The 16,100-nt window shown below is 68.7% G+C and carries 15 protein-coding genes; 7 read left to right on the top strand and 8 right to left on the bottom strand.

All coding sequences use genetic code 11. From position 1 onward, the window contains the following. Positions 1-90: 90 nt before the first annotated feature. The 7 genes from V5F63_RS09300 (at position 91) to V5F63_RS09330 (ending at position 8,543) form a co-directional block, all read left to right on the top strand. The gene (locus V5F63_RS09300) at positions 91-1,272 is read left to right on the top strand and encodes an ABC transporter substrate-binding protein (RefSeq protein WP_394102242.1); all 1,182 of its coding nucleotides are present in this window, start codon (positions 91-93) and stop codon (positions 1,270-1,272) included. 5 nt (positions 1,273-1,277) lie between these two features. Continuing rightward, positions 1,278-2,087 (top strand): ABC transporter ATP-binding protein, encoded by an 810-nt coding sequence (locus V5F63_RS09305; RefSeq protein ID WP_394102243.1) that lies wholly within the window; start codon positions 1,278-1,280, stop codon positions 2,085-2,087. A 10-nt stretch (positions 2,088-2,097) separates the two neighbouring features. Continuing rightward, positions 2,098-3,903: an AMP-dependent synthetase/ligase gene (locus V5F63_RS09310; protein WP_394102244.1), complete on the top strand. Its 1,806-nt coding sequence runs from the start codon at positions 2,098-2,100 to the stop codon at positions 3,901-3,903. A 42-nt stretch (positions 3,904-3,945) separates the two neighbouring features. Then, positions 3,946-5,154: an acetyl-CoA C-acetyltransferase gene (locus V5F63_RS09315; RefSeq protein WP_394102245.1), complete on the top strand. Its 1,209-nt coding sequence runs from the start codon at positions 3,946-3,948 to the stop codon at positions 5,152-5,154. Positions 5,155-5,157: 3 nt separating this feature from the next. After that, positions 5,158-6,075, top strand: coding sequence for an enoyl-CoA hydratase-related protein (locus V5F63_RS09320; protein WP_394102246.1), 918 nt, complete (start codon positions 5,158-5,160; stop codon positions 6,073-6,075). Positions 6,076-6,249: 174 nt separating this feature from the next. After that, positions 6,250-7,194 carry an NAD(P)H-dependent flavin oxidoreductase gene (locus tag V5F63_RS09325; protein WP_394029338.1) on the top strand — a complete coding sequence of 315 codons (945 nt, stop codon included), beginning with the start codon at positions 6,250-6,252 and terminating at the stop codon, positions 7,192-7,194. A 53-nt stretch (positions 7,195-7,247) separates the two neighbouring features. Beyond that, entirely contained in the window at positions 7,248-8,543 is a 1,296-nt protein-coding gene (locus tag V5F63_RS09330; protein WP_394102247.1) for an acyltransferase family protein, read from the top strand. 64 nt (positions 8,544-8,607) lie between these two features. Here the strand turns inward: V5F63_RS09330 and V5F63_RS09335 are convergent, their stop codons facing one another. From V5F63_RS09335 to V5F63_RS09370, 8 genes are read right to left on the bottom strand one after another with little or no spacing between them, the layout of a single operon-like run. After that, positions 8,608-9,078, bottom strand: coding sequence for an ureidoglycolate lyase (locus V5F63_RS09335; RefSeq protein ID WP_394102248.1), 471 nt, complete (start codon positions 9,076-9,078; stop codon positions 8,608-8,610). After that, complete coding sequence (locus tag V5F63_RS09340) at positions 9,078-10,328, bottom strand: Zn-dependent hydrolase (protein WP_394102249.1); 1,251 nt, start codon at positions 10,326-10,328, stop codon at positions 9,078-9,080. The genes V5F63_RS09335 and V5F63_RS09340 overlap by 1 nt, the downstream gene beginning before the upstream one ends. Further along, positions 10,328-11,317: an ABC transporter ATP-binding protein gene (locus V5F63_RS09345; protein ID WP_394102250.1), complete on the bottom strand. Its 990-nt coding sequence runs from the start codon at positions 11,315-11,317 to the stop codon at positions 10,328-10,330. Before V5F63_RS09345 ends, V5F63_RS09340 begins: the two co-directional genes overlap by 1 nt. Next, on the bottom strand, positions 11,317-12,759 hold the full coding sequence (locus tag V5F63_RS09350) for an amidase (RefSeq protein ID WP_394102251.1): 1,443 nt from the start codon (positions 12,757-12,759) through the stop codon (positions 11,317-11,319). The genes V5F63_RS09345 and V5F63_RS09350 overlap by 1 nt, the downstream gene beginning before the upstream one ends. Next, positions 12,756-12,971, bottom strand: a complete 216-nt coding sequence (locus V5F63_RS09355) for a hypothetical protein (protein WP_209488771.1) — start codon at positions 12,969-12,971, stop codon at positions 12,756-12,758. Before V5F63_RS09355 ends, V5F63_RS09350 begins: the two co-directional genes overlap by 4 nt. Next, the gene (locus V5F63_RS09360; RefSeq protein ID WP_394029332.1) at positions 12,968-14,029 is read right to left on the bottom strand and encodes an ABC transporter ATP-binding protein; all 1,062 of its coding nucleotides are present in this window, start codon (positions 14,027-14,029) and stop codon (positions 12,968-12,970) included. Before V5F63_RS09360 ends, V5F63_RS09355 begins: the two co-directional genes overlap by 4 nt. Then, positions 14,026-14,919 (bottom strand): ABC transporter permease, encoded by an 894-nt coding sequence (locus tag V5F63_RS09365; RefSeq protein WP_394102317.1) that lies wholly within the window; start codon positions 14,917-14,919, stop codon positions 14,026-14,028. Before V5F63_RS09365 ends, V5F63_RS09360 begins: the two co-directional genes overlap by 4 nt. Next, positions 14,916-15,860 (bottom strand): ABC transporter permease, encoded by a 945-nt coding sequence (locus tag V5F63_RS09370; protein ID WP_209488773.1) that lies wholly within the window; start codon positions 15,858-15,860, stop codon positions 14,916-14,918. The genes V5F63_RS09365 and V5F63_RS09370 overlap by 4 nt, the downstream gene beginning before the upstream one ends. Positions 15,861-16,100: the final 240 nt, after the last annotated feature.

Below are 16,100 nucleotides of genomic sequence, written 5' to 3' on the forward strand. Positions count from 1 at the left end.
AGTACAGCCCGGCCGGACCGTGGATGCCCCGGACGAGCCGGGGCATGACGAAAAATAAGATCAAGTAGAAATCCAAGGGAGAAAACGCCAATGACCAGTCTCAACAGACGCCAGATCATGGGCCTCGCCGCCGGCGCCGGCCTCGCCTCGGCCTTTCCCGGCTTCACCGCCTATGCGCAGGAGAAGGAGATCGTCATCGGCGGGTCGATCCCGCTCACTGGCGTCTTCGCCTTCGCCGGCGTCGCCATCGAGGCGGGCATTTCGGATTATGTGAAGCTCACCAACGAGGCGGGCGGCATCGCCGGGCGCAAGCTGCGCCTGGCCTATGAGGACACCGCCTACAAGGTGGATGCATCGGTGGCCGTCTTCAACAAGCTCACCACCCAGAACGACATCCATCTCTACTATGGCGACAGTACCGGCTTCGCCAAGACCATCAACGAGGAGCTCAACCGCCGCGGCTCCATCATGATGGCCGGCGCCTCCTTCGCCAGCGAACTGAACGATCCCGCCAAGTATCCGTTCCAGTTCATGGCCGGGCCGGACTATGTGGAAATGTTCGCCATCCTGCTCGAATACATCGCCAAGGCGCAGCCGGGCGCGAAGCTCGTCTTCGTGAATTCCGATACCGAGTTCGGCCGCGACCCCATCGAGGCGAGCGTGAAGCGGGCGAAGGCCATGGGGCTCGACGTGGTGGCGCAGATCGTCACCCCGCCCTCGGCGGTGGACGTCTCCACCGAGGTGCTGAAGCTGCGCCGGGCCAATCCGGACTTCACCATCTTCCATGGTTATGTGCTGGCGCCGCTGCCGGAATTCATGTCTCAGGCCAAGCAACTCGGGCTCAAGACCAAGTTCATGGGCACCTTCTGGTCCATGGACAACTCGCTCTGGGCCAATGTCGGCGCGCCGGCGGACGGCTTCATGGGCGTGATGCCCTACCGTTATTACTACGATACAGCTCCCGACGCGCCGATCCTCGAGAAGATCCGCAAGCTCCGCCCCACCTATCAGGCGACAGGCTACATGCAGGGCTTCCTCACCGCCATGCTCATGGGCGAGGCGGCCAAGCGCACGCTCGCCGCCGGGCAGGAGCTGAACGGCAAGACGCTGAAGGCCGCCCTCAATTCCATCAAGGATTTCGACACCGGCGGCATCATCGGCGTTCCGATCTCGGTGCCCGGAAATTCCGTCCCTGTGGGCCGCATCTACCAGTTCAGCGCCGCTGACAAGCAGATGAAGCCGGCGTCCGACTGGATCAGCCTGAAGAAGTGATGGCGATGACCGCGCAACCCATCCTCGACATCTCCAACATCGAGGTCGTCTACAACAAGACGATCCAGGTGCTGCGCGGCCTGTCGCTCAAGGTGGAGGCCGGCAAGGTGGTGGCGTTGCTCGGCTCCAACGGGGCCGGCAAGTCCACCACGCTCAAGGCCATCTCCGGCCTTCTCGCGCTGGAGGACGGCGACGTCACCTCCGGCTCCATCACCTTCGACGGGGTGGCGAGTGGCGAAGCCAAGCCGCACGACCTCGTGCGCCGGGGCCTGTTCCACGTCATGGAGGGGCGGCGTATCTTCGAGGATCTCTCTGTGGAGGAGAACCTCGTCGCCGCCACTTATGCCCTCACCGGGCGGGCGGCGAAGCCCTCCTCCTTCGATGCGGTGTACGAGTATTTCCCTCGCCTGCACGAGCGGCGCACCGGCCGCGCCGGCTATCTCTCCGGCGGCGAGCAGCAGATGCTCGCCATCGGCCGCGCTTTGGTGGCGGAGCCGAAGCTGATCCTGCTGGACGAGCCCTCCCTCGGCCTGTCGCCCAAGCTGGTGGAGGAGATCTTCACCATCATCGCCCGCATCAATCGCGAGCGGGGCGTCTCCATGCTGCTGGTGGAGCAGAATGCGGCGGTGGCGCTCGCCGTCTCCCACTACGGCTACATCATGGAGACCGGCAAGATCGTGCTGGATGGTCCCACCGAGCGCCTCATGGCGGACCAGGACGTGCGCGAATTCTACCTCGGCATGGCCGGGGAGGCGGGGGCGAAGAGCTACCGCGACATCAAGCATTACAAGCGCCGCAAGCGCTGGCTTTCGTGAGCGCGCGACCATGACCGCACCCCAATTCCCCGACCTCACCCTGCCGCAGATGCTGCGCCTCAATGCGGAGCGCATCGCCACCCGCACGGCCATTCGCCAGAAGGATTTCGGCATCTGGAATCCGGTGTCCTGGCAGGCCTATTTCGAGCGTGCCGCCCTCGCCGGCCACGGCCTGCGTGCGCTCGGCCTGCCTGAGGGCGGGCATGTGGCGGTACTCTCCGAAAACCGCATCGAATGGGTGCTGACCCAGCTCGGCGCCGGCCTCCTCGGCGCGGTCACGGTGGGTGTATATCCCACCAGCCCGGCGAACGAGGTGGCCTATGTGCTCGGCCATGCGGAGGCGGAGATCGTCGTCTGCGAGGACCAGGAGCAGGTGGACAAGGTGCTGGAGCGGCGGGACGAACTGCCGAAGCTCCGGCGCATCGTGGTGGTGGAGAAGAAGGGCCTGCGCACCTATGCGGGCGGCGAGGTGATCGCCTTCGATCAGCTCGTGGAGATGGGCGCCGCCCATCGCGCCGCCCACCCCCGCCTCATCGACGCGGCGCTGGCGCGCCAGTCGCTCACCGACGTGGCGCTGATGATCTACACCTCCGGCTCCACCGGAAAGCCCAAGGGCGCGATGCTCACCTATCGCAACCTGCGCGCCGAGGCGATCGCGCTCGCGGAGCGGCTCCAGCTGGATGAAACGACGACCCACGTCTCCTACCTGCCGCTCTGCCACGTGGCCGAGCAGATGCTCACCACCATGGCGCCCATCTATCTGGGCTCGCAGGTGAATTTCGGCGAGAGCATCCGCACGATCCAGGAGGACCTGCGGGAGGTCGCGCCCTCCATGTTCCTCGGCGTGCCGCGCATCTGGGAAAAGCTCGCGGCGTCCATCACCATCAAGATGATGGAGGCGGGAGGCCTGCGCCGCACGCTCTACGAACGCCTCGTGAAGGCGTGCGAGCCGTTCGCCGAGAAGCATCCCTCGGCGCGGACGCTGAAGGAGCGGGCGCTCTTCTTTATCGCTTACCTTCTTTACTTCCGGGCGCTGCAGAATTTCATCGGCCTGAGGCGCGCCAAGGTGGCGATGACCGGCGCGGCGCCCATCTCGCCCAACATCGTGCGCTTCTTCCGCACGCTCGGCGTGCCTCTGGTGGAAGTCTATGGCGCCACCGAGACCACCGGCATGTGCACCGGCCAGCGGCTCGACGACCTGCGCCCCGGCTGTGTCGGGCCGGCTGCGGAGGGCGTCGAGGTGAAACTCGGCCCCCACAACGAATTGCTGGTGCGGGGCGATCTCGTCTTCGCCGGCTATTACCGCAGCGAGGAGGCGACCGCCGCCGCCCTGCGCGACGGCTGGCTCCACACCGGCGATGTGGTGGAGATGGTGGGCGATCAGGTGAAGATCGTGGATCGCCTCAAGGACATCATGATTACGGCGGGCGGCAAGAATCTGAGCCCGTCGGAGATCGAGAACGTCGCGAAATCGAGCGTCTTCATCAAGGAATGCATCGTCATCGGCGAGGCGCGCAAATATGTCTCCGCCCTCATCCAGATCGATTTCGAGACGGTGGGCAAATGGGCGGAGGAGAAGTCCATTGCCTACACCAATTTCCGCAACCTCGTGGAAAACCCGCAGGTGCGCGCGCTGATCGAGGGCGAGGTCGCCAAGGCCAATGCGGAATTGGCGCAGGTGTCCCACATCCGCCGCTTCCACCTCCTCACCAAGGAGCTGGACCATGACGACGACGAGGTGACGGCGACCATGAAGATCCGTCGCTCCAACATCCAGAAGAAATACGCCTCCGAGATCGAAAGCCTCTACGCCTGAACGGCGTGACCGAAAGACCTTTGGGGGCTGCAAGGATATTTTATGCCAGACGCTTACATCTTCGACCATGTGCGCACCCCGCGCGGTCGCGGCAAGCCGGATGGCGCGCTGCACGCGGCGACGCCCGTGCATCTCGCCTCAACCGTGCTGTCCGCCCTGCGCGATCGCAGCGGGCTCGACACGGCGATGGTGAGCGACATCGTGATGGGTGTCGTCATGCCCATCGGCGAGCAGGGCCAATGCCTGCCGCGCATCGCGGCCCTGCGCGCGGGCTATGACGACGAGGTGGCGGGCGTTCAGATCAACCGCTTCTGCGGCTCCGGGCTGGAGGCGGTGAACATGGCCTCGGCCAAGGTCATGGCCGGGCAGGCGGACATGGTGATCGGCGGCGGCTGCGAGAGCATGTCGCGCATTCCCATCCTCTCCGATGGCGGGGCCTGGAGCCAGGACCCGGACGTGGCCTTCGCCACGCGCTTCGTGCCGCAGGGCATCAGCGCGGACCTCATCGCCACCAAATGGGGCTATTCGCGCGCGGATGTGGACGCCTTCGCGGTGGAGAGCCACCGCCGTGCCGCGCAGGCGTGGGCGGAAGGGCGTTTCGCCCGCTCCGTCGTGCCTGTCACCGACCATATCGGCGAGGTGATGCTGGACCGCGACGAGACGGTGCGCGGCAATTCCAGCGTTGACGATCTCGCCCGCCTCAAGCCCGCCTTCGCCGCCATGGGGGCGGACCCCGGCTTCGACGAGATCGCGCGCCTGCGCTATCCCGAAGTCGGCGAGATCGCCCATGTGCACCATGCCGGCAATTCCTCCGGCATCGTGGACGGCGCGGCCGCTGTGCTCATCGGCACGCGCGAGGCCGGTGCGGCAGCGGGGCTCAAGCCGCGCGCGCGAATCCGCGCCTTCGCGGAGATCGGCTCTGAGCCCACCATCATGCTCACCGCCCCCTCCTTCGCCGCGCAGAAGGCACTGAAGCGGGCGGGAATGGGCGTCGCGGATATCGACCTGTATGAGATCAACGAGGCGTTCGCCGCCGTGGCGCTGCGCTTCATCGATGCGCTGGAGCTGGACCCCGCGCAGGTGAACGTGAACGGCGGCGCCATCGCCATGGGCCACCCGCTCGGCGCCACCGGCGCCATGATCCTCGGCACCGTGCTGGACGAGCTGGAGCGCACGGGAAAGGGCACGGCGCTCGCCACCCTGTGCATCGGCGCCGGCATGGGCGTCGCCACCATCATCGAACGGGTCTGAGCCATGCTGCGCACCGAGATCGACGGCGACGGCATCGCCACCCTCATCCTCGACCAGCCGGGCCGGTCGGTGAACACGCTCGGCTGGGCTCTGGTGGACGCGCTGGAGGCCGAGGTGGAGCGGCTGGCGGCGGATGGCGTCGTTGCCGGCATCGTCGTCACGTCCGCCAAGTCCTCCTTCCTCGCCGGGGCCGACCTCGCCATCATGGGCGACCTCGCGGCGCCGGATGTGAGCCTGCCTGAGGCGGCGCGGCGCATCGGCCGCATGGGCGCGCTGTTCCGCCGGCTGGAGACCTGCGGCAAGCCGGTGGTCGCCGCAGCGCCGGGCACCGCGCTGGGGGCGGGGCTGGAACTGATGCTCGCCTGCCATCACCGGTTGGCAGCAGACAATCCGAAAGGCCTGTTCGGCCTTCCGGAGGTGACGCTCGGCATCCTCCCCGGCGCCGGCGGCACCCAGCGCGTTCTGCGTCGCCTCGGCATCGCCGCCGCCTTGCCGATCCTGCTGGAGGGGTGCCCCATGAGCGCCGCCGAGGCGCAGGGGGCGGGGCTGATCAATGCGGTCGTGGCGCCGGACGATCTCGTTCCCGCCGCCAAGGCCGCCCTGCGCGAGGGCCGGGTCACCGCCGTCGCGCCCTGGGATGTGAAGGGCTTCCGCCTGCCGGGCCTCGCGCCCACCAGCATCGCCGCGGGCGACCTCTTCGCTTTGTGGAACGCCCGCGTGCTGGCGCGCACCAGGGGGGAGGACCCTGCGCAGCGTGCCATCCTCTCGTGTGTGTTCGAGGGCGCACGCCTGCCCATCGACAAGGCGCTCAGGGTGGAGCGCGATTATTGCGCCAGCCTCATTCAGAGCCCCCAGGCGCAGGAGAAGATCGCCGTCTTCTTCGCCCGCCAGGCCGCGAAGGCGGGCGGAGCGGCATCGTAAGCGGTCGTCATCCCCCGGCTCGTCCGGGGGATCCACTTGGCCGCAAGAGGAGCGCCGGAACGCGTAGCACCGCCCCCCGGCGGCGGCGTGGATGCCCCGGACGAGCCGGGGCATGACGGTTCACAATATGCCAATGAGACGGCGGCTCAGCCGCCCCAGAACAAGGACCACCCCATGCCGCTTCCCGCCGCCTTCGAGGGCCGCCTGAAAATCCCCGCCGTGGCCGCGCCCATGTTCCTCACCTCCGGCCCCGATCTCGTGGTGGAAGTGTCGCGCTCGGGGCTCGTGGGCACCTTTCCGGCGCTGAACGCCCGCACGAGCGACGGCTTCCGCGACTGGGTGCGCGAGATCAAGGCGCGCCTCGCCGAGACGGCGGATGCGGCGCCGTTCGGCGTCAATCTCATCGTTCACAAGTCCAACCCGCGCGTTGAAGCGGACCTCGCCATCTGCGTCGAGGAGAAGGTGCCGCTCATCATCACCTCCCTCGGCGCGGTGCCCGATCTCGTGAAGGCGGTGCATGCCTATGGCGGCATCGTGTTCCACGATGTCATCGGCCGCCGCCATGCGGAGAAGGCGGCGGAAGCCGGCGTGGACGGGATCATCGCGGTGTCCGCCGGCGCGGGCGGCCATGCGGGGCAGCTCAGCCCGTTCGCCCTCGTCACCGAGATCCGCCAGGTGTTCGCCGGCACCATCCTGATGGCCGGCGCCATCAACACCGGCGCGCAGATCCTCGCCGCCCGCGCGGCCGGGGCGGACCTCGCCTACATGGGCACGCGCTTCATCGCCACGCGCGAGGCCATGGTGCAGCAGGAGTTCAAGGACATGATCCTGTCCTCCTCGGCGGCGGATATCCTCTACACCCCGGCCATCAGCGGCGTGAACGCCAATTTCATGAAGCCCAGCATCCGCGCGGCAGGGCTCGATCCGGACAATCTCCAGGGCCACGCCAAGCTCGACATGTCCAACGAGGCGAAGGCATGGAAGACCGTGTGGTCGGCCGGGCAGGGGGTGGGCGGCATCGCAGACTTGCCCGGCGCGGCCGAACTCTGCGCGCGGCTGGGCGATGAATATCGCGCGGCGCTCAAGGCCCTGTCCTCGGATGCGTTCGCCGGGGTCTGACCGGCAAGGGGCTTATCAGTACAGCGTCGCCCTCCGGCTCGACCGGAGGGCCCATGCGTGCGGCGGGCCAGGCGGCGGGAAATGCGGGCTGGGTTCGAGCCGGGCGCACGGCGGAGCTGGCGATGGACCGGCACCCGCCGCGGCGCTACGGTCCGGCTCCCGCTTGCTGCCTCGATGCCCGCCTTATGCCCGTTTCCGGAACCCATTTCATCGATCCGCCCCACGCCGCGCCGCCCCTCGGGCGTGTGACGAGCCTCGACGGGCTCCGGGGCTTCGCATCCTGCACGGTCGCGATCTTCCATTTCTTCTACGCCTTCGTGCCCGGCCCCTTCCGGTCCTGGGGGCGCGAGGGGTTTTCGGTGTCCGACACGCCACTGGCGGTGCTGTGGAACGGGCATTTCTCGGTCGCCGTCTTCTTCGCCTTGAGCGGCTTCGTGCTGGCCGCCTCGGCGCCGCGCACGCTGAAGGAAGCGCCGCTGCTGATCGGCCTCAGGTATTTCCGCCTCGCCTTGCCGGCGCTGGCCGGCTCGCTCATCGCCTGGTTCTGGATCGCCGGTTTTCCAGATGCCGGGAAGGCGGCGCAGGCGCTCTCCGGCAGTTCCTGGTTCCGCTGGACCCATCAGCCGCCCATCCCGCCTTTATGGCAGGCGGTGTGGGAAGGGGCGGTCCAGGTGTTCGTGGCAACGGGCAAGCCGCTGTTCGACAATCCATTGTGGACCATGCGCATCGAGCTTATGGGCTCGATCCTCATCTATGGCGGCTATGCCCTCGTGCGCGGACGGGCGCGGGTTCCGGCACTGGTCGCGGGGCTGGTCGCCTTGGGGGTGGCCGGCAACTTTTCCCTCGCCGCCTTCTGCGGCGGGGCGCTGGTGTTCGAGTTGCGCGGCTGGTTGAGGCCCATTCCGGTGGCGGGCACGCTGCTCGCGCTCCTCGGCCTCGTGCTGGGCGCGACCTATCCCGGCCATGCGGCCGGGCCGGGACTTGCCGATGCCGTGCTCTCCCGCCTCGGCGGCGAGGGATGGCGGGAGGCGGGGGCGCTCCTCGTCATCATCGCCTTTCTCACCACGCCCTGGCTGCGCGACCTGTTCGAGCGGCCGGCGCTGCAGCATCTGGGCGCGCTCTCCTTCCCGCTCTATCTGGTGCATGTGCCGCTGATCGTCGGGCCGGCGGCCTGGGCCTTCGTGCATTTCGCGCCGGTGGGCGTGGGAGGGCTCGCGCTCCTGTTCGCGCTGACCGCGCTGGCGACGTTCGCCCTCGCCAGCCTGTTCCTCGTCGCCGTGGAGCGTCCGGTGCTGGATGGCCTGCACGCCGTGCGCAAATGGGGTCGGGCGCGGCTGGCCGCTGCGTAAACGTTGCCTCCGCTCAGGCGCCGCGCGGGCTTGTCCGTTGCCTCCGCTCAGGCGCCGCGCGGGCTTAGAGGGCCACTGCTATCGCCGGCATGGCGATCACCTCTTCATCCTCCGACCCGTAGTCGCGCCACATGAGGAGCGCGAAGGGGGACGGCGCATCGAGCACCGTCAGCGGCGCATGCCATGTGCCCGGGGCGAGCGTGATGCCCTGTCCCGGCGCGGGCAGGAAGGCTTCCGCCGCCGCAAGGTCCGGCCTGTCCTCGGCGGTGCCCGGCGCCACCACGATCACCCAGCGCGCCGCCGCCATGGGCACGAAGCTCTGGGAGGTGAAGACGTGCCGCTCGATCACCTCCACCACCACCGGCTGGGGCACCGGCGCGGCGAGGATGATGGAGAGGCTGGCGGGCACATGGGGCTTCAGGTTGGCGAGGCCTCTGTCGAACGAGGTGCGCACGCCCACCGCCTCCGGCACCGCGAACACCTCGCCATAGGGCGCGAAGGCCTCGGCCGTCAGCGGACGCGGAACCAGCGCCATCAAGCCCCGCCGCCCGCCACTGCGAGCACCGCGTGCAGCAGCACGTTGGTTCCGGCGGCGCAGTCGTCCGGCTTGGCGGATTCCAGCTCGTTGTGGCTCACACCGTCCTTGCACGGCACGAAGATCATGGCGGTGGGCACCAATGTGGCGAGGTGGAAGCTGTCATGCCCCGCCCCCGAGACGATGGGCCGATGCGGCAGGCCGAGCCGGTCGGCGGCGGCGGCGATGGCGCCGGTCATCACGGGATCGAAATGGGTGGGCTCCTTGCGCCAGATGGTGTCGAGCCGGACGTCCACCTTCCGCCGGGCGGCGATCTCCTTCACCTTGTCCTGAAGCGCCTTGTCCAGCGCATCGAGGATGCCGGCGTCCGGCGTGCGGAATTCGCCGGAAAAGGCGATCTCGCCGGGGATCACATTGCGCGAGGGCCGCGCGATCACCGCCTCGCCGACGCTGCCCACCGCATTCGGCCCATGGGCCTTGGCGAGCGCCTCGATGGCGAGCACGATCTCGGAGAGGGTCGCCAGCGCATCCTTGCGCAGATGCATGGGCGTGGAGCCCGTATGGCTCTCGAAGCCGGTGATGCGGCCGTCGTACCAGATGATCCCCTGGCCGTGCTCCACCACGCCGATGGGGAGGCCCTCCGCCTCCAGGATCGGCCCCTGCTCGATGTGCAGTTCGAGGAAGCCCGAAAGTTTCTGCGCGCCCACCTCTTCCGGTCCGCGATAGCCGATGGCGTCGAGCGCCGTGCCGACGCTCACGCCCTCCGCATCGGTGCGGGCGAGGATGTCCGCGACCGGCAGGTCCGCCACATAGCCCGCCGAGCCCATCATGGCGGGGGCGAAGCGGGAGCCTTCCTCGTTGGTCCAGTTGCAGATGCAGAGCGGCGCGTCGGTCTCGATGCCGGCGTCGTTCAGCGTGCGCACCACCTCCAGCGCCGCCATCACGCCAAGAACGCCGTCGAACTTGCCGCCGGTGGGCTGGGTGTCGAGGTGGGAGCCGATGCCGAGGGGCGGCTTCGTCATGTCCTTGCCCGGCCGCAAGGCGAACATGTTGCCGAGGCCGTCCACGGTCACGGTGCAGCCGGCTGCCTCGCAGGCGGCGCGGAACCAGTCGCGCACCTGCCGGTCTTCCTCGCTCAGGGTCAGGCGGCGCACGCCGCCCTTGTCCGTGCCGCCGAAGCGGGCGGTCTCGATGATGGTGCTCCAGAGGCGGTCGGCGTTGATCGTGAGGTTGGAGGCGGGCGCGGACATCAATTCACCGGGACGGGGGTTTCAGCCAGAATGCAGCGCACGTCGCGCCCGGGTCCGAGATGGACGTAAGGCGGCGGCGCGGCGGTGCATCGCGGCTGCGCGTAGGCGCAGCGCGGCGCAAAGGAGCAGGCGACGGGCGCCTTGTCGAGGGATGGCGGCGTGCCGGGAATGGTCTCCAGCCTCGCCCCGCGCGCCGCGCCGTGGACGGTGGAGGCGAGCAGCCCGCGCGGATAGGGATGGCGCGGCGTGCGGACGATCTCGCCCAGCGTGCCCGTCTCCACGATCTGGCCGGCATACATCACCGCCACCTGGTCGCAGATCTCGATGGCGACGCCGATGTCGTGGGTGACGAAGATCACCGACATGCCCATCTCCCGCTGCAACTCGCGCAGCAAAAGCAGGATCTGGATCTGCACCGTGGCATCGAGGGCGGTGGTGGGCTCGTCCGCCAGCAGGATCTTGGGGCGGCAGGCCAAGGCGAGGGCGATCATGGCGCGCTGGCGCATGCCGCCGCTCATCTCGTGGGGATAGGCATCGAGCCGGCGCTTCGCCGAGGGAATGCGCACCAGCTCCAGCATCTCGAGCGCGCGGGCGGTGGCGTCGCGCTGGCTCGCCCCCTCGTGGCGCATCACCGATTCCGAAATCTGCCGGCCGATGGTGTAGACCGGGTCCAGCGCCAGCGCCGGCTCCTGAAAGATCATCGAGACGGTGCGGCCGCGGAAGTCGGAAAGGGTGGCGTCGTCCATGGCGAGCACATCCTGCCCCGCCACATGCACGCTGCCGGAGATCACCGAGCGGCGTTTGGGCAGGAGACGCATGAGCGCGCGCATGGTGACGCTCTTGCCGGAGCCGGATTCACCCAGCAAGCCCAGCACCTCGCCCTCGCCGAGGGAAAGGGACACGCCGTTCACCGCGTGAACGGTTCGCTCGCCGGTAAAGCGGATGGTGAGGTCGCGGATGTCGACGAGGGGGGCGGGGGCGTCGGCCATTATGCCTCCTCCGGCATCTGTTCGTGGAAATCGGTCTCACGCTGGAAAGCGGCGCCGATGCGGATCAGCGTCGCCTCGGCGAACGGCCGGCCGATGACCTGAAATCCGATGGGAAGCCCCGTGCCGGTGAAGCCGCAGGGCAGGCTCACGGTGGGCAGGCCGAGATAGTTCACCGGACGGGTGAAGCGGGTGATGCGCTGGATCATCGCCTCCGCGCCCGGCCCGCCGTCCGTGTCGGTCTCGGCGATGGTGGGGGCGGGCATGGGTGCGGTGGGAGCGAGCACGGCATCCACCTCGGCGACTGCGGCCAGATGCTCCGCCAGCGCCGGCCCGCGCCAGCGCAGCGCCTCCAGATAGGTCACGGCGGGGATGGCGAAGCCGTTCTCAAGCCGGGAGCGGATCTGCGGGCCATAATCCTGCGGACGCTCCAGAAGCCACGCCTTGTGACTGGCTGAGGCCTCGCAGTTCAGCACCACCTGCGAGGCGCCGGAGAGCTTCGTCTGGTCGGGCAACGAGACGCCGACGATGCGCGCGCCGCCGCGCTTCAGGGTGGCGATGGTCTCGTCCAGCACGCGGGCGACCTCGGGGTCGAGATCGTCCACATAGAAGGCATCGGGGATGCCGATGGTGAGGCCCTTGAGGCGACCTTCGGCGGCGGCGAGATAGTCCGGCACCGGCGCGGTAGCGGTGGTGGGGTCGAGCGGGTCGTGGCCGGCCATCAGCTGGAGCAGGATGGCGCAATCCTCCACCGTTCGCGCCAGCGGGCCGATGGTGTCGAGGGAGAAGGACAGCGGCATGGCGCCGTAGCGGCTCACGAGCCCGACCGTGGTCTTCAGCCCCGTGACGCCGCAGAAATTGGCCGGCATGCGGATGGAGCCGCCGGTGTCCGAGCCGAGCGCGCCATAGGTGAGCCGCGCCGCCACCGCCGCCCCCGAGCCGGAGGAGGAGCCGCCCGTCACATGGGCGGTGTTCCACGGGTTTCGCGCCGCGCCGAAATGGGCGTTGTGGCCGGTGGGGCCATAGGCGAACTCCACCATGTGCAGCGTGCCGAGCCGCACCGTTCCCGCCGCCTTGATGCGGGCGAGGGCCGTGGAGTTCGTGGTCGCCACCTTGTCCCGCAGGATCTTCGAGCCGCAGGTGGAAACGCGACCCTCCTCGTAGAACATGTCCTTGTGAGCGAGGGGCAGGCCGTGCAGCAGGCCCTTCTCCTCGCCCCGCGCCAGCGCCGCGTCGGCCGCGTCTGCGCCGGCGAGTGCCGCCTCCGGCTCGATGGCGATGAAGGCGTTGATGGTTGGCTGGAGCCGCGCGATGCGGGCGAGGCACGCCTCCGTCGCCTCGCGGGATGAAAGCACGCCCGCGCGGATGGCCATGGCGGCTTCCGCGAGCGTCATCAGCGCAGGGTCGGCCGGACCACCGGCGGAGGGGCGGAGCGACAGGCTCATTGGCCGCCCTCCTTCGGCTCCGCGCAGGGCCGCTGCACCGCGAGGAAGGTCGCCGGTTCGAGATCGAACGGCAGGGTTCCGGCGATGGCCGAGAAGGCTGTGAGGCCGGGCGAAATGCCGGAAGCGATGCGCGCGGCATCACTGGCGGGAAGATCGAGGCCGGCGGCGCGGATGATGGCGGCGGCGTCTTCTGTTGAGAGATGCTGGCTCATGCGGCGACCTCCGTCGCGGCGGGCGCGCGGCTATGGCCGGAGCCCGGAATCACCATGTGGCAGGCGGCGAGATGGGCATCGGGCGCCGTATCGCCCGGCGTCGCCGGGGAGAGCGCCGGGCCGACGCGGCCGCACACCTCTTCGGCGAAGGAACAACGGGTGTGGAAGCGGCAGCCGGCGGGCGGATCGATGGGGTTGGGCGGATCGCCCGAGAGCGGCGGCGTCTGCGTGCGCTTGTCCGGATCGAGGGCCGGCATGGCGGCGAGCAGAGCGCGCGTATAGGGGTGGGCGGGGGCCTCCCACACCTGATCCACCGGCCCAACCTCCACCACCTGACCGAGATACATGACGAGCACGCGGTCGGAGATGTAGCGGACCACGTTGAGGTCGTGGCTGATGAAGACGTAGGTGAGGCCGAACTCGCGCTTGAGGTCGGTGAGCAGGTTCAGCACCTGCGCTTCCACCGACTTGTCCAGCGCCGAGACCGCCTCGTCGAGGATCACGAGCCGGGGATTCAGCGCGAGGGCGCGGGCGATGTTGACGCGCTGGCGCTGGCCGCCGGAGACCTCGTGGGGATAGCGGTTGGCGAAGACCTCGGGGCGCAGGCCCACCTTGCCCATCAGCTCGCGGGCGAGCGCCCGCGCCTCCTTGTCGGAGACGCCGTGGACCTTGGGGCCGAAGGCGATGCTGTCCTCGATGGTGAGGCGCGGGTTCAGGGACGCATAGCTGTCCTGGAACACCATCTGCATCCCGCGCCGGAACTCGCGCAGGGAGAGGCTGTAGCCGACGACCTGCCCGTCGAAGAGGATTTCGCCTGATGTGCGCGGCATGAGGTGCATCAGCAGGCGCGCGGTGGTGGACTTGCCGCATCCGCTCTCGCCCACGATGCCCAGCGTCTCGCCCTTGGCGACGGCGAAGGACACGTCGTCCACCGCCCGCACCGTCTTCTTCTCGGCGAACAGGCCGCCGCCGATGGGGAAGTGCTTGGTGAGGCTGTTGACGGCGAGCAGCGGCTGGGCCGGTCCGCCGAGATCCTCAAGAGGTTCGATGGTGCTCAATTGCGGATGTCCATGGCGCTGCGCAGCCCGTCGCTGAGCATGTTGAAGCAGATGGAGACGGCGAAGATCATCACGCCCGGCAGCGCCGCGACGCCCGGATTGACGTAGATCGCGGTGCGCAGGGTGTTCAGCATCAGGCCCCATTCTGGCTCCGGCGGCCGCGTGCCGAGGCCGAGGAAGGAGAGGCCCGCCGCGAGGATCATGGAGACCGAGATGAGGCCCGTCGCATAGACGAAGATCGGGCCCAGCACGTTGCCCAGCATGTGCACGCGCATGATGGTGAAGGCCGAGGCGCCCGACGCCCGCGCCGCGTCCACGAAGTCCAGCGAGCGCACCGAGGTGGTCACGCTCTCCGCCACGCGGGTGATCTGCGGCACGAACACCACGGTGAGCGAGACGATGGAATTGACGATGCCCGCCCCGAGCACGCCGGAGATGGCGATGGCCAGCAGCACGGAGGGGAAGGCGTAGAACACGTCGATCGTGCGCATGATGAGCGTGTTGACCTTACCGCCCAGATAGCCCGCCAGCAGCCCGAGGCTGGTGCCGATGCCGAAGGCGAGGATGACCGGCAATATGCCGATGAGCAGCGACAGCCGTCCGCCATAGACGAGGCGGGAGAGCATGTCGCGCCCGAGCTCGTCGGTGCCCAGCGGGTAGTTGGGCGTGCCGATGGGGCGCAGCCGGCGGATCATGGAGCCCTGATAGGGATCGGCGAGGCCGAGCCAGGGGGCGAAGATGGCCGCCAGCACGATGAGGAGGAGGATGGCCGCGCAGGCCATGCTCACCTTGTCGCGGGAGAGGCGGCGGGCCACCGTCGCCCAGTAGCCGCGGGCCTTCTCGATGGGGGCCGCCTCGAGGGCGGCGTCGCTTGTAGCGGTCACGCTCAGGCCCTCTTGATGCGCGGGTCGATCGCCGCCTGGGCGATGTCCACGATGAGGTTGAGGAAGACGAAGAACAGCGCCAGCACCAGGATCGTGCCCTGCAGCAGCGGCAGGTCGCGCTGGAAGATCGCCGAGTTCAGGAGAAAGCCCGTGCCGGGCCAGGAAAACACCGTCTCGATGAGGATCGAGCCGCCGAGCAGATAGCCGAGCTGGAGGCCCATCACGGCGATGGCGGTGGGCAGAGCGTTCTTCACCACGTGGCGGAACACCTGCGTCTCGCGCAGGCCCTTGGAGCGCAGCGCCTCGACGAAGTCCTGGGAAAGGATGTCGCCGGTGAGCGCGCGCACCGTTCGCGTTATGATGCCCATGGGGATCACCGACATGGTGACGGCCGGCAGGATGAGGAAGCGCAGGTGCTCCCAGTCCCACGACCAGCCGCCCGGCCCCATGCCCACGGCTGGCAGCCAATTGAGCCACACCGAGAAGATGATGACGAGCACCATGCCGAGCCAGTAGTGCGGCACCGAAACGCCGGCCACCGCGATGGAGGTCGCGAGCTTGTCCACCCAGGTGTTGCGGAAATAGCCGGCAATGAGGCCGAAGAAGGAGCCCAGCACGAAGCCGATGCAGGCGGCCGTCACCGCGAGGATGAAGGTGTTGCCCACCGCAGCCGTCACTTCGCTGAGCACCGGCCGGCCGGTGGCGATGGAGGTGCCGAGATTGCCGTGCAGGGCCTTCCAGATCCAGATGCCGAACTGCACCGGCAGCGGCTGGTCGAAGCCGTAGGCCGCGCGCATCTGCGCCGCGAGTTCCGCGGAGGCGTCCGGCGGCAGCACCGCCACCAGCGGATCGCCGGGGGTCATGTGCACCAGCAGGAAGCACACCAGCGCCACCGAGACGACGATGGGGATCACATAGACGATGCGCCGCAGGATATAGAGGAGCACGGGGCCACCTTGCTTGTGTCGGAAGAGCGCGGGGCGGCGGCTCCGCGCTTAGGTCGCTTCTGTTCTCTCCCCTCTTCCCTTGCGGGAGAGGGGGCGGGGGTGAGGGGTGAAAGCGCCTCGGCCTACGGGCACCTTCCGGCCCGCGACAGCCCCCTCATCCGTCTCGCGGCTGCGCCGCGATCCACCTTCTCCCGCGAGGGGAGAAGGAAGCCCTCCGGCCTGCTCCGCCCCGTCGCCGAT

Source organism: Xanthobacter wiegelii (assembly GCF_043193855.2).
Taxonomy (GTDB): domain Bacteria; phylum Pseudomonadota; class Alphaproteobacteria; order Rhizobiales; family Xanthobacteraceae; genus Xanthobacter; species Xanthobacter flavus_A.